We start from the raw sequence: 12,802 nt of genomic DNA on the forward strand, positions 1-12,802 counted from the left end.
GCGGATGTACGGCTCTGCGATCTGGCCGGTAACGCTGGAATGCGGAGACTTGGCGCTGCGGCCCATCCGTTATCGCGACCGGCGGGAGTGGTCCGACGTCCGGTCCCGCAACGGGGAGTGGCTGGCGCCCTGGGAAGCCTCGAACCCGGAACCCGGGGGACGCCTGCCCAGCTACCGCCAAATGGTGGCGTCGCTCCATAACCAGGCAAGACAGGCCACTGCGCTGCCGTTCCTCATCACCGAACGGACAGCTGGCTACCGCGATCCTAAAATCGTCGGTCAACTGACTGTTTCCTCCATCATCTGGGGTTCGGCAATGATGGCAACCCTGGGTTATTGGGTTGACAAGGATCGGGCCGGCCATGGCATTGCGCCTACCGCGGTTGCCATGGCCACCGATCACTGCTTCGCGGTGCTGGGCTTGCACCGCATGGAAATCAACATTCGCCCTGAGAACGCGCCAAGCCTTCGGGTGGTGGAAAAGCTGGGGTTCCGTGATGAGGGGTACCGCGAACGGTATCTCCACATCAACGGGGAATGGGCCGACCATCGCTCCTTCGCGTTGACTTCCGACGAGGTTCCGGAGGGACTGCTCCGCCGCTGGCTCCGAGGATAAAACGGCAGGTCAAGCGCTGGTTTTGGACCTCGGAGCGACCCGGTTCGCCCGCATCTGCCGTCATTTGCCGACTCGGCCACGACACACCGACGGCAATGCGGCTGACCTCAGCTATTTGCTTCTACCGTTTTGAATGTGGACTTCCCTCTCAGCAGCTCCCTGGTGCTCGTTGTCACTGTCGCGCTGTGGATGGTGTGGGTGGCGCCCTATGTTTTGCGGAACAGGCGGCAGCAAGTCCTCACGGCCTCGCTGCCAGTTGAGGCATTCACCGACGAACCCAATCAACCGCACCCAGGGGTGGTACTGACTTTGGCACCTCAGCAGGAGAAACCGATGGAGACCATGCACGGCAAAGCACAGGCGTCGCCCACGGATTCCGGAGCGGTTGGGATGCCCAGGAAAAGGCCGGCAGCGGACCCCTTCAGCATTCGTTATGCCCGGTTCACCATTGCGCTTGCCGGGCTTGCCCTGCTGCTGACGGCCATTGTTTCAGGCGTCCTGCGGGTTCTCGGTACGGGCTCCGCTTGGGTGCCGGTGCTTTCCCTTTTCGGTGCGGTGATCGCCGTCGTTATCCTGCGCAGGCTCGCCCTCAAGGATCGCCGTGCCCGGCGGGCGGTGCGTCCAGCGCCGGTCCAGTCGCCAGCGTGGATCCGCAGGGAAGAAACCCCGGCGGCGCCGAAAGAAACCACAGTGTTCGACGCCGAAGCCGGGCGCAAAGAGCCGGCACGCCTTTCCGCTTCGGAACTTCGTCAGGCAGCCTTGGCTGTCGCGCTGGCCGCGGGGGATAAGCCGGGCGAAGCAACTCGAGAGGCAAAGGGAGCCAGTTGGGAGCCGGTGGAAGTGCCGAAGCCCACGTACGTTGATGCTGCCAAAGCGTCCCGCCCTGCTCCCGAACCGCTGGATCTCCCGGAATCCCCCAAGCCGGTGGGCAAGCCGGTCCTTAAACAAGGTGCTGAACAGGTCGAAGCTGCTGTTGCCGCGCAAGCATCGGTTACGGCCAAGGGCAGCAGTGCGCTGAGCAACCTGGACTCTGTGTTGCAGCGCCGCCGCGCCTGACCCATGGCCACCATTTGCGTCGCGGGGGGAACGGGGCAGGTGGGCCGTGAGGTTGTCCGTATGGCGGTTGCCGCGGGCCATACGGTTTCCGTACTCGCCCGCCATGTGCCGGCCTCCGGCTCGTCGCAGCACCACGACGGCGCCACCTACTTCGCGGGCGACGTCACCACGGGGGAGGGCCTGGACGCGGCCGTAGGCGGTGCCGACGTCGTTATCGATTGCCTTGAGGCTCAGTTCGGCAAGGCGCAGAAGCAATTCGCCGACGGCGGCGGGAGGCTTCTGGCTGCGGCCCACCGGGCCGGCGTGGCCAGGGTCGTCATGTTATCGATCGTCAACTGCGACCGCACCACATATCCGTACTATGCGTCGAAGGCCAAAAAAGAGGCGGTCTACGCGCAGGCATCCTTGGAAACAGTGGTGGTGCGGGCCACCCAGTTCCACAGCCTGGTTGCCGCGATCTTCCAATCGGGAGCGAAGCTTCGCCTGATCCCGGTCTTCAGGGGCGCGAAATTCCAGTCCATTTCACCCACCGACGTTGCCCGTGGCCTGCTTGAATCCGCGTTTGCAGTCCCGGACACGGAGCAGCACAGTGTCCGCACTCTCGGTGGCCCGGAGGTCCAGTCCATGCGGCAGATGGCTGAGCAGTGGCGCGAGATTACCGGACGAGGCGGCAGGATCGTAGAGCTGCCGCTACCCGGACGGCTTGGGGATTTCCTCCGCGCCGGACACAACCTGAGCCCGGGTGAATGGCGCGGAACGGAGACGTTCGTGTCGTGGTTGGAAATGCGCCGCGAAACTTTGTAGCCTAGGGACACTGGCTGCGCGGAAATGCATGGTCCGGGGGCTATAGCTCAGTTGGTAGAGCGCTTCGTTCGCATCGAAGAGGTCAGGAGTTCGAATCTCCTTAGCTCCACCATTGCAAGGGCACGCAATGCGCCGACGACGACGCCTAGTGTCGGTCGCTGGCGCCGTCTGCGGATGTTCCTTGTTAAGCGCGGCTGGCGGCGGTACTGTGCAGGCGCATCTCCAAGTCGTTCATCACAATCGCCGCAAGATCTTCCAGGGAGCGGACATCTTCCGCTGAGAATTCCCGGGCTTTCCTGTCCAGTACGCACATCGTCCCGAGGTTGTAGCCGTCCTGGGTCCGCAGTGGTACTCCTGCGTAGAATTTCAGCCCGAAGTCGCCCGCGACCAGTGGATTGGTGAGCGTGCGTGGGTCGGCGGGCGCGTTGGTGATGATCCACGGATCGTCCTGCAGGATCGCCGAGGCGCACAGCCCGGGGTCCCGGCTGATTTGCTCGACGTCAGTTCCGTGGTGGGATTTGAACCAGATCCGGTCGTGGTCCACGATGCTGACGATGGCGATAGGTACGGAAAACAACCTGGCGGCTAGGGACGTAATCCGGTCGAAGGCCCCATCGGGGGGTGTATCGAGAATGCCGTAGCGATGCACCGCTTCCAGCCTGGCTTCTTCGGTATCACCGCGACCGGAAGTGTCGCGGTGGCGCCCTGTGCCGGTGATGACTTCCTGCCTTAAAGCCAGTGAGACCTCTCGTGCCGAGGGCCGTTCCGCGGGCTCCCGTGAGAGCATCGCGGTCAGCACTCGGGCCCATGCCGGGGCGAGGTCTTCGGGGATGTGGGGATCGCGCAAGAGTCGGGCAAGAGCAGACTCCAGTGGCGCCCCCGGGTAGGGAACAATACCGGTCAGGCCCTCAAGGAGGACCAGGCCCAGGGAATAGACGTCACTGGCGGTACCTACGGGCTCACCTAAGGCTTGTTCGGGACTCAGATAAGCGGGAGTGCCTGAAGTTCCGGAGTTATCGTCTAGCCGGTCCTTGGCTGCGAGCATGGCGACGCCGAAGTCGGTGAGTTTGGCACGGACGCGGCTATCGTCGTTGTTGTAGTCGACCAACAGGATGTTCGCGGGCTTGATGTCGCGGTGCACAATGCCGTGATGGTGGATGTAGGACAAGCCGTCGGCGAGATCGTGGCCGATAAGGGCCATGTGCGCGGCTGATAGTGGCCCCTGGCGTTCCCTGACGCGCAGGTCCGGGCCGCGGACCAGTTCCATCACGAGGTAGCCCTTCCGGTCATCCGGGTCCGTCAGATCGGCGCCGGCATCGAGAAGGGTTACCAAGGCGTGGTGGCTTAGACCGGCCAGAATCCGCACCTCATTCTCCTGGCGCGGGATTTGGGCCGGTTCGGCGCCCACGTTCCGGAAAAGCTTCACCGCGACTTCCCGTAACAGGAGTTCGTCAGTGGCCCGGTAAACCGTTGCCAGGCTTCCGCGTCCGAGCACTTCGTGCAGGCGGTAGCGGCCCCCTAAGAGGAGCCCCGGTTTCAGCTCAGCCACAACAACCCCTCCAACGCCCAGTCCCGCAGTTACCCGTCATCACCAAATGATTCATCGTCGCCCCGCGACCCCGTCCTTTTGCTGTGACGTCCGCCTCATGGCCAAGCACTGCGAATACCCGGAGAATAGTAACCCTACTTACTATTCGGCGCAAAACGCCTCCCACTTGAGCGGTCCTCGGCTGAGGTGACGGTGATGTCTTATATCGGTGGTGACTCCGCGCGCGGTCGGCCAAGGGATTCAGTTTCAGGTGCCGCAGAGGGCTCCGGACCGATCGGGTCTCCCGGCGTCGGCTATTGCTGCCGCGTCCGGTTAAGGACGGGGAGACCCTTCGCGCGCGACCTTTAGGTCAGGGCTTGGTTGCTGGTTTTTGACAGTGGCCAGAAGGATGACTCCGGCGATGGCGACGGCGCCCGCGAGCCCGAAGCCGAGGAACGCCAATGGCGGGGCGGCGGCGGCTTCACCGAGGACGGTGATGCCAATGGTAACGGCGACGAGCGGATCGATGACTGTCAGCCCAGCAACGACGAGCTCCGGTGTGCCGCGGGTGTGCGCGTTCTGGACCAGAAACGTCCCGGACAGGGCGGCGATGATCAGCCCTGCCAGACAGCTCATCGACAGCCATTCGAAATCACCTTGGAAGAGCCGGGCGATGACGGTCTTGGCCAGGGCCGCGACAAACCCGAAGAGGATCCCGGCGCCGGCGGTGAACACCACCGCTCCCCAGCGGCGGCGCCACAGACCAAATCCCGTGCCCAATGCGGCGAGGACGACGCCGAGCAGGATCAGGATGGTGATGAGGTGACGGTCGCTGATCTCGACGTCCTGCGCGGATACGGCCGCGACAGCAACGAACACGCCCACCCCAACTATGCACAAAGCCACTGATGTGAGAGCCCGGCGGCCGGGGGACCGGCGGGTCATCCTGGCCGTGGCCAGGGTGGTGACGACCAAGGCCACAGCGCCGACGGGTTGCACGACGATCAGGGGTGAGAACCTCAGGCTGGTCAGCTGTAGAAGGATCGCTGCTCCGAGCATCCCGGTCCCGGCGAGCCAAACAGGTTTGCGCAGGAGAGCCTGCAGGCGGCCCCCGCCCATGCTTCCGGCCGCCCGCCCCGGTGCGGGCGGCCCCCGCCCATGCTTCCGGCCGCCCGCCCCGGTGCGGCCTCCTGGCCCTCGACGGCTTTGTGCTGGAAGAGCGTCCCGAGCGCCAGTAGGACGGCCCCGGCAACGGCGATCGGAATACCGAGCCAGTGATAGGACGACAACGCCGACACAGCTGAAACGTTGATCATGAACCAACCCTACTGATTCGTCGTTGGCGCTGCCCATCCCGGATCGCCAGGTCCGGCCGTGCGGGTTCCAGTGATGCCGGCGCGCACTTCGGTGGCCAGATTCTCCCGCTCGGTGCAACTCAAGAACCAGGTACTGGCCTTACCGTTCACCCAGTCCTCCTTTCAGGACTTGGCGGTTGCAATCTTTGACCGAACCCGCACAAGGGGAGCGTTCGGATCGTGCGGCTGGGGCAGCGCATTGAGGGCGAACTGGTCGATGACGCCGGGCCGGACGACCAGGCATTCCGTCGAGCCACCGAACTGGAAGTACCCCAGCTCATCGCCCTTATCTACATGGTGGCCGGGGACGATTTCCGGGTTGATAACGCACGACGAGACCTCGAGCATGCCCACCGGGATCACGGCCATGAGGCCGATGACCGGGTCGTCGGCCTGGATAAGGATGATCGCCCGCGCCGCGACATGGGCAAGATAGGACTGTGAGACAGTGGGCTCGACGGCGTCGGCGCCCTCGGATTCCGCCTCGGAAAAGTACGTACCGTCTTTGAGGTATGCACGCACGATCGTTCCCGCGACGGGAGCGTGCCACCGGTGATAGTTCAAGGCGCTCAAGAACGCCTGGTATACGGTTCCACCGACAAATTCATCCACGGACTCGTCCCGGGCGAGCAGGTCATCGAGTGAGTAGGGCTGGTTCTTGACCCAGAAGCGGCTCTGGCGTTGAACGTCGGAACTGATCTTGTAGGGGGTGGACTCGCAGGCGCTGACGATGACCTTGTCATCCTCGGGTGCAGCGACGGGCCTGGAAGTTGGAGTGAGCCGGCGGGCGAAGAAATCATTCCACGATGTGAAGCCCCAGTGCTCGGCGAGGGCATCGTGTTGGTAGTCGTCCATCCCGACGACCTGCCGGGCCTTTTCGGACATCCACCCCGACGGGGAATCGTTGAGCACATACAGCGAATCCTCGCTGGTCAGGAACTCGCACCATGCGTCCAGGACCTTGCGGAACATGGCCACGATCCGCGGATCACGGTGGGCTGCGAACCCCGCCTCGGTTCCCATCGTCCAGTCAAGGATCGCCGTCAACGGCGTGGTGACCATGCCGCCTTCGCTGAACTCGGGTGCCGTCGTCAGCACTTCATTGATCAGCCGGAGCAGCTGGTCAACGCTGGTGAGGTGACGTTTGCGGTAGGGCTTCGACTTGGGGACCTGGTCGATCATCTCGGTCATGTAGAGACGGACGACCGGGTCGCTGGCGATCAGTTCCTGGAACTCTACAATCACCGGGTGCAGAGGAGCGTCTTCGCCCCGGGCCTCGACCCGTTCGCGGTGCCCCGCGATCCAGTCTTCGAGGTCATCGTGGTTCTCGGGCAGCCAACCGCCCGGGCGTGGGACGCGGCGGGATGAAGTGTCGATAGTCATGACGCTGAGCCTACCCGTCCTGTTCTCGGTGAAGGCTTCGGGCCCGGGACGGATAGGTCGACTTTTACCTGAATCCCGTCCGGCCTGGTTGCTGGAATCGGCGGCGCAGGCATAGGGTACAAAGGTCGGTTCGTCAGCGCCGGCGCTATTGGGGGACGGGCATTCCGTCCGTTGGCGGGAAGGCCTTTTGTATGCTCCGTGGTGTGGTGGTGCGTGCATTGGTGTGCGTGGCTTTGGTGATAGCGGGCATATCGACGTTCCCACCGGTAGCAGAGGCCGCACCCGGAGGAAGGTCCCTCACCGCACCTGCTTCCTCCCTTCGGATGGCAACGACTCGCATGGCAACGACGAGCACGTCATCGGGCTCGTTCGCCGATGTTCCGCACGGAGCGCAGTTCTTCACGGAGATCCAGTGGCTGGCGGCGCAAGGCATCTCCACCGGCTGGATCATGCCTGATAACAGCAAACAGTATCGCCCGCTGCTTCCTGTGGCCCGCGACGCGATGGCCGCTTTCATGTACCGTCTGGCCGGCTCCCCGGCGTTCACGGCCCCGCAGAACTCACCCTTCACGGATATCACGCCGAGCACAAAGTTCTACAAGGAGATCACCTGGCTGGCCTCCACCGGCATCAGCACCGGATACGTCGAGTCCGACAAGTCCAAAACGTACCGGCCAGGGAACTCCGTGGGACGTGACGCGATGGCGGCGTTCATGTACCGCCTGGATGGCTCCCCGGCGTTCACGGCCCCGCAGAACTCACCCTTCACGGATGTGACGCCGAGCACCACGTTCTATAAAGAGATCACTTGGCTGGCCTCCACCGGTATCAGCACCGGATACACCGAGTCGGACGGCTCCAAGACGTACCGGCCACTCTTGCCTGTGGCCAGGGACGCCATGGCGGCGTTCATGTACCGCTTCTACCAGCTCACCCACCCAGCGGTGGGCAACGATGTCTCCTGGCCGCAATGCGGCTCGACTCTTCCCAGCGGACAGGCCTTCGCCATCGTCGGTGTCAATGGAGGCCGTGCGGACACCACCAATCCATGTCTCAGTACGCAGCTATCCTGGGCTGCCACCTCTTCTGGCGGGACCAGCCAGCCCGCAGTGGCCCTCTACGTCAACACCGGCAACCCTGGCACGTCCGGGTCGTGGTGGCCTCAGAGCAACACGTACGGCGGAAAAGCCGTCACCAACCCCTACGGCAACTGCACCCCCGGTTCGGTCGGCGCGGCCTGTTCCTATATGTACGGCTATGCCAAGGCTTATGACGATGCGACAGCGCGCGGGGTTGTAAACCCGGCTTCCTTCATTTGGTGGCTGGACGTGGAGACCAGCAACAGCTGGTCAACTGATACTGCTGCCAACAGGGCCGACCTCGAAGGAATGGCCGCCTACTTCATCAGTATTGGCGCCCGGACCGGGCTCTACTCGACCACCTTCCAGTGGAGCGGGATCACCGGCACCGTGCCCTTCACCAGCAACCTCTACACGCTGAACAGCTGGATCCCAGGGGCCGCGTCACTGGCCGATGCAAAAAGCAAATGCACCACCGCGCCGTTGACGGGCGGCGGCAAAGTCGCCTTGACCCAATACATCTCCGGTGCCTTCGACTACAACGTCGCGTGCCCTTGAAGGGTCAGCGCACCACACTTCGGTGACCGGCATCCAACCGTCGGGTCCAACCCCGTGAGTCAAGATACTCCAGGAGCGGAACTGCCACCCGCCTTGTTGTTCCCAGCGCCTGCCGGGCCTGGCTCGTGGTGAAGGGCTGCTCCAAGCGTGCGAGTTCGCGCATGGCCAGCGCCGGCGCCGTCGGCAGCAGGACCACACCATCGCCCAACCTCAGCAACCGCCCGGCGCGTCCGGCAGCAGCCAGCTCCCGTGCACCCAAACCGAGCGAGACCAGTTCATCGGCCTCAGGGGCCCTGAAGGGGGCTGAAGCGAGTTTGGCCTCCACAGCTGAGACGGCCGGTTCGACGGCGCCAAGCTCACCACCGCTGCCCGCCAACCGCACGTGACCACTGTCCTGCTCCAGGCCCGCATCGCGAACCACATGGCCCAGCAGTGCCTCGGCCGGAAGTTGCAGCAGGTCTCGTGCCGCACCTTGGGACAGGCCAAGGGTCAGCGGGTCCCGCTCATGCAATGCCTTTAGCTCCGTGCGCAACCGCTCTTGCCATGCTTGATAAAGCGGGGCGTGGACCCACCAACCGCCGATGACCTTCACCCCGTCGGGAGCAGCGGCGGTGGGAGCAGCGCCGTCGTGTCCGGTTTCATCGGCTGCGGGCAGCAGGCCTAGACGGCGCAGGTGCTGTTCCTCCATGGCACCACGGCCGGCGACTTCTCCGAGCAGATCTCCACCGGCGTCCAAGCGCGAAAGGCGCTTCGCCCACTGGAGGCCATCGCCGCGGCGGCGCAGTGCCGGGGGGTCGGCATCGAGGACTTGTGCACCGCCCAAGACCATTCGGCTCCCCGGATCGCGTAACACCAAGCGGTCGCCGAGGACCAGTGGCAAAGGCCGATCAAGAACGAGCCGCGCGTGGTCTGCATCAAAGGGCCGCAGCCGGCACGGCACCGCCGCTGTGCCAGCGTGAACCATCAGGCGTTCCGGTACGTCGGTGTAGCTGACGCCGGTGGTGCGTCGGACACCAAGGACGCTAGTGGCGGCCCAAGCGCCGGGGGTGAGCAGCGCATCGCCGCGCCGGACACCGCCAGCGGAGACATCACGCAGATTCAGTGCGACCCGGTTGACCGGCCCCAGCGACGAGTATGACGTGTCGCGGCTTTGCAGCCCGCGAACGGCAACGGAACGGGACCCATCGTGACCGAGCAATTCCAATCGGTCACCCTGAACGAGCGTTCCCGCTGCGAGGGTTCCTGTCACCACGGTTCCCGATCCCGCGATGGTGAACGAGCGGTCCACCCACAACCTGACCCTCCCCGAGGCGGTGGGCGAAGGCACCTTGGCCAGTACGTCGTCGAGGGTGGCGCGCAGTTCCGCTAGTCCGGTGCCCGCCGGGGCGGAAACGGCGACGGCGGGGGCATTCGCCAACCCGGTACCGGCCAACTCGCTCCGGGTTCTGGCGAGCACTTCGTCAACCCGCCCCGGAGCCCTGTCGATCCGGCTCAGGACTATGACGCCGTGTTCGATGCCCAAGGCGGCGACCGCGTCACGGTGGTCGCTCGACTGCGCCTGCCAGCCCTCGTCGGCGGCAACCACAAAGCAGACCACGGGTGCCGGTCCGATGCCGGCGAGCATGTTTCCGAGGAACCTCTCGTGCCCGGGGACATCCACGAACGCGACATCACGCCCGGATGGCAGCTCTGTCCACGCATAACCCAAATCAATGGTCAGGCCCCGCCGTCGCTCTTCCTCCCAGCGGTCCGGTTCCATGCCGGTGAGGGCCCGTACAAGGGTGCTTTTCCCGCAATCGACGTGCCCGGCGGTGGCGACAACATGCACCGGCTAGGCCGTCCGTCCGGCAATTTCTTCGGTGCCCGCCACCAAAGCACGTCCCGGGCCTCGCAGCTTCGCCGTGGCCTGACGAATTGCCCGGAGAACCAGGTCGTCGTCTTGTTCGGGCACGCACCTCAGGTCCACCAAGCAGGAGCCATCGTGGACGCGGGGGAGCACCGCCGGATCGCCGGTACGCAAGGTGTGGGCCAGTGCTGCAGGGAGTTTCAGTGCCCAGCCTGGCAGTGGCACACCGGGAGCGCCACCGCCGCCAACCCGGCCGTCATGCTCCACCACCGGTACCGCCAGCGCCGCGGCCAGTCGATCAGTCCGCCTCCGCAATTGCGCCGATGTTGCATGCAGCGCCCGGGCCACCGGCGGCTCGCCGCCATTGAGCGTGGCCTCGAGCGCGGCGAGAGTCAGTTTGTCGGCGCGGACAGCACGGGCCAGGGGGTGTGTGGCGAGCCGGGAGATCATCGCGGACGTGCCCAGCAGCAAACCAGCCTGGGGACCGCCCAGGAGCTTGTCACCGCTGGCTATGACGACGTCGGCCCCGCTTGCCAAAGCTGTGGCGACGTCGGGTTCTTCCGGCAGCAGCGGATCGGGCGCCAGCAGGCCGCTTCCCAAGTCCGCGACAAGTGTGGTCCCGCGCTCCGTGGCAAGGGCGCTAAGTTCGCGTAACGGCACGGCGGAGGTGAACCCGTCCACTCGGAAGTTACTGGGATGAACCTTGAGTATGCAGGCGGTGTTCGGCCCGACGACGGCCTCATAGTCGCGTAGGTGGGTCCGGTTGGTGGTGCCTACTTCGCGCAGAGTGGCACCAGTGGATTCGATCAGGTCAGGAAGCCTGAAGCCCGCGCCGATTTCCACCAGCTCCCCGCGGCTCACCACGACTTCCTTGCCGGGGCCCATGGGGGCAGTGCCTGCGGAAGCCGCTGCCAATGCGGTAGTGGCCAGTACCAGTGCTGCGGCGCCGTTGTTGACCACCAAAGCGTCCTCGGCCGCGGGACAGGCCGCCAGCAACGCTGCCCGGACTCCCGCTCCGCGGCGCGAACGCGTGCCCGTGGCCAGGTCAAGCTCCACATCTACATAACCGCTGGCCGCCAAGAGCGCTTCAACGGCCGCCCCGGACAGCGGAGCTCGGCCGAGGTTGGTGTGGACAACAACACCTGTCGCGTTCAGCACCGGGCGCAGGGTAGTCGCAGTACGCGCGGCCACCGCAGCCAGCAAGGCAGGTTCAACCTCATCGGGATGAAGCTCACCGCGGCGAGCCTGCTCCTGGACCTGGCGGACGAGTTCGCTGATGACGCGGCCGCTGAGCCGCTCCCGTGCGGTCTCGACGGCAGGAAGTCCCAACAGATCGTCGGTGCGCGGTATGCGGCGGCGCGGATCGATGTGGCTCATGGTCCCTCCTCGGTCCGCGGGTTGTTGCCCGTAGTTGGCGGAGGCGGACGGGAATCGAACCCGCCAGGCCGAGATGCTCGGCCTCACCGGTTTTGAAGACCGGGGGGCCCACCAGGACCCAGACGCCACCGCGTTCAATTTAGCAGATCATCGGCAGGGGTACGCTAAGGAGGTGAACCACGCCCCTATGTCCAGCCCGAAACTTCACGAGCATGCCGCAGGCGCAGTCCGACTCACCGGCTTCGCCCACGGGGGCGGGTGTGCGTGCAAAATCCCACCCGGCGAACTCGAAGACGCCGTTCGGGGCCTCACGGGCCAGCCCGGGGCCGATGTTCTCGTGGGTCTCGACAGTGGCGACGATGCCGCAGCCGTTAGGGTCGCGGACGGTCTTGCCGTCCTCTCCACGGCCGATTTCTTCACTCCCGTTGTGGATGACGCCTTTGACTGGGGCCGGATCGCCGCCGCCAACGCGCTCTCGGACATCTATGCCATGGGTGGTCGTCCCATCATGGCGATCAACCTCGTCGGCTGGCCCCGGGACGTGCTGCCCATGGAACTGATGACCGAAGTCCTCCGGGGCGGCCTCAGCATCGCGTCCGAGGCCGGGTGTCCGGTCATCGGCGGGCATTCCATCGACGATCCAGAGCCGAAGTACGGCATGGCGGTAACCGGTCTGGCCCACCCGGACCAGCTGCTGCGCAACGACGCCGCCACTGCTGGATTGCCGCTCACGCTCACCAAGCCCATCGGCGTCGGACTGCTCAATAACAGGCACAAGCAGACCGGTGAAGTGTTTGCGGAAGCCATTGCAACCATGACGGGCCTGAACCGCGACGCCGCCACTGCCGCGGTGGCGGCAGGCGCCCGTGCGGCAACCGACGTCACGGGTTTTGGTTTGCTCGGACACCTTTACAAGATGTGCCGGGCGTCCGGCGTCGGCGCGGTGATAGACGTGGCTGCAGTGCCCGTCGTCGACGGCGCCCGGCAGGCACTGCGGGACGGTTACGTCTCAGGTGGAACAAGGCGCAACCTCGATTGGGTGCGTCCACAGCTGCGGTTCGCCCCTGGAGTCAGCGGGGATGACCTGCTGCTTCTCGCGGACGCGCAGACCTCCGGCGGCCTGCTGGTGGTCGGAGAATTGCCGGGATATCCCGTGATCGGACACACCACTGCCGTTCCTGGGATTGAAATTCGCTGATC

At 65.0% G+C, this 12,802-nt stretch carries 12 protein-coding genes and 2 tRNA genes; 6 read left to right on the forward strand and 8 right to left on the reverse strand.

What is annotated here, in order from left to right; genetic code table 11:
• The first annotated feature begins 4 nt into the window (after positions 1-4).
• The 4 genes from SB659_RS00830 (at position 5) to SB659_RS00845 (ending at position 2,588) form a co-directional block, all read left to right on the forward strand.
• Positions 5-616, forward strand: a complete 612-nt coding sequence (locus tag SB659_RS00830) for a GNAT family N-acetyltransferase (RefSeq protein WP_284978972.1) — start codon at positions 5-7, stop codon at positions 614-616.
• A 135-nt stretch (positions 617-751) separates the two neighbouring features.
• Entirely contained in the window at positions 752-1,672 is a 921-nt protein-coding gene (locus SB659_RS00835; protein WP_410549207.1) for a hypothetical protein, read from the forward strand.
• 3 nt (positions 1,673-1,675) lie between these two features.
• Positions 1,676-2,476 carry an SDR family oxidoreductase gene (locus SB659_RS00840; protein WP_410549208.1) on the forward strand — a complete coding sequence of 267 codons (801 nt, stop codon included), beginning with the start codon at positions 1,676-1,678 and terminating at the stop codon, positions 2,474-2,476.
• A 36-nt stretch (positions 2,477-2,512) separates the two neighbouring features.
• Positions 2,513-2,588 (forward strand) — tRNA-Ala (locus tag SB659_RS00845).
• Positions 2,589-2,660: 72 nt separating this feature from the next.
• Here SB659_RS00845 and SB659_RS00850 read toward each other — a convergent pair.
• The 5 genes from SB659_RS00850 to SB659_RS00870 form a co-directional block, all read right to left on the reverse strand.
• A complete protein-coding gene (locus tag SB659_RS00850) occupies positions 2,661-4,025 on the reverse strand; it encodes a protein kinase domain-containing protein (protein ID WP_410549209.1) in 1,365 nt (454 codons plus the stop codon).
• A 312-nt stretch (positions 4,026-4,337) separates the two neighbouring features.
• Positions 4,338-5,063 (reverse strand): multidrug DMT transporter permease, encoded by a 726-nt coding sequence (locus SB659_RS00855; protein WP_410549210.1) that lies wholly within the window; start codon positions 5,061-5,063, stop codon positions 4,338-4,340.
• Positions 5,033-5,320, reverse strand: a complete 288-nt coding sequence (locus SB659_RS00860) for a hypothetical protein (protein ID WP_410549211.1) — start codon at positions 5,318-5,320, stop codon at positions 5,033-5,035. Before SB659_RS00860 ends, SB659_RS00855 begins: the two co-directional genes overlap by 31 nt.
• A 9-nt stretch (positions 5,321-5,329) precedes the next feature.
• Complete coding sequence (locus SB659_RS00865) at positions 5,330-5,470, reverse strand: hypothetical protein (RefSeq protein WP_410549212.1); 141 nt, start codon at positions 5,468-5,470, stop codon at positions 5,330-5,332.
• Between the two features lie 12 nt (positions 5,471-5,482).
• Complete coding sequence (locus tag SB659_RS00870) at positions 5,483-6,742, reverse strand: phosphatidylserine decarboxylase family protein (protein WP_410549213.1); 1,260 nt, start codon at positions 6,740-6,742, stop codon at positions 5,483-5,485.
• A 449-nt stretch (positions 6,743-7,191) separates the two neighbouring features.
• Here SB659_RS00870 and SB659_RS00875 point away from each other — a divergent pair, with 449 nt between their 5' ends.
• Entirely contained in the window at positions 7,192-8,379 is a 1,188-nt protein-coding gene (locus SB659_RS00875) for an S-layer homology domain-containing protein (protein WP_410549397.1), read from the forward strand.
• Between the two features lie 4 nt (positions 8,380-8,383).
• Here SB659_RS00875 and selB read toward each other — a convergent pair whose 3' ends face one another.
• From selB to SB659_RS00890, 3 genes are all read right to left on the reverse strand, one after another.
• Positions 8,384-10,207 carry a selenocysteine-specific translation elongation factor gene (selB, locus tag SB659_RS00880; protein ID WP_410549214.1) on the reverse strand — a complete coding sequence of 608 codons (1,824 nt, stop codon included), beginning with the start codon at positions 10,205-10,207 and terminating at the stop codon, positions 8,384-8,386.
• A 3-nt stretch (positions 10,208-10,210) separates the two neighbouring features.
• Entirely contained in the window at positions 10,211-11,602 is a 1,392-nt protein-coding gene (gene selA, locus SB659_RS00885) for an L-seryl-tRNA(Sec) selenium transferase (RefSeq protein ID WP_410549215.1), read from the reverse strand.
• A 35-nt stretch (positions 11,603-11,637) separates the two neighbouring features.
• Positions 11,638-11,732 (reverse strand) — tRNA-Sec (locus SB659_RS00890).
• Positions 11,733-11,789: 57 nt separating this feature from the next.
• Here SB659_RS00890 and selD point away from each other — a divergent pair.
• Positions 11,790-12,800, forward strand: coding sequence for a selenide, water dikinase SelD (gene selD / locus SB659_RS00895; RefSeq protein WP_410549398.1), 1,011 nt, complete (start codon positions 11,790-11,792; stop codon positions 12,798-12,800).
• Positions 12,801-12,802: the final 2 nt, after the last annotated feature.

The organism is Arthrobacter sp. SIMBA_036, assembly GCF_046535135.1.
Classification (GTDB): Bacteria; Actinomycetota; Actinomycetes; order Actinomycetales; family Micrococcaceae; genus Arthrobacter.

Coding starts and splice junctions, on each gene's coding strand:
- SB659_RS00860 (WP_410549211.1), bottom strand. CDS start 5,320: ATGATCAACGTTTCAGCTGTGTCGGCGTTGTCGTCCTATCACTGGCTC.
- selD (WP_410549398.1), top strand. CDS start 11,790: ATGTCCAGCCCGAAACTTCACGAGCATGCCGCAGGCGCAGTCCGACTC.
- SB659_RS00830 (WP_284978972.1), top strand. CDS start 5: ATGTACGGCTCTGCGATCTGGCCGGTAACGCTGGAATGCGGAGACTTG.
- SB659_RS00870 (WP_410549213.1), bottom strand. CDS start 6,742: ATGACTATCGACACTTCATCCCGCCGCGTCCCACGCCCGGGCGGTTGG.
- SB659_RS00840 (WP_410549208.1), top strand. CDS start 1,676: ATGGCCACCATTTGCGTCGCGGGGGGAACGGGGCAGGTGGGCCGTGAG.
- selA (WP_410549215.1), bottom strand. CDS start 11,602: ATGAGCCACATCGATCCGCGCCGCCGCATACCGCGCACCGACGATCTG.
- SB659_RS00875 (WP_410549397.1), top strand. CDS start 7,192: ATGCCTGATAACAGCAAACAGTATCGCCCGCTGCTTCCTGTGGCCCGC.
- SB659_RS00855 (WP_410549210.1), bottom strand. CDS start 5,063: ATGCTCGGAGCAGCGATCCTTCTACAGCTGACCAGCCTGAGGTTCTCA.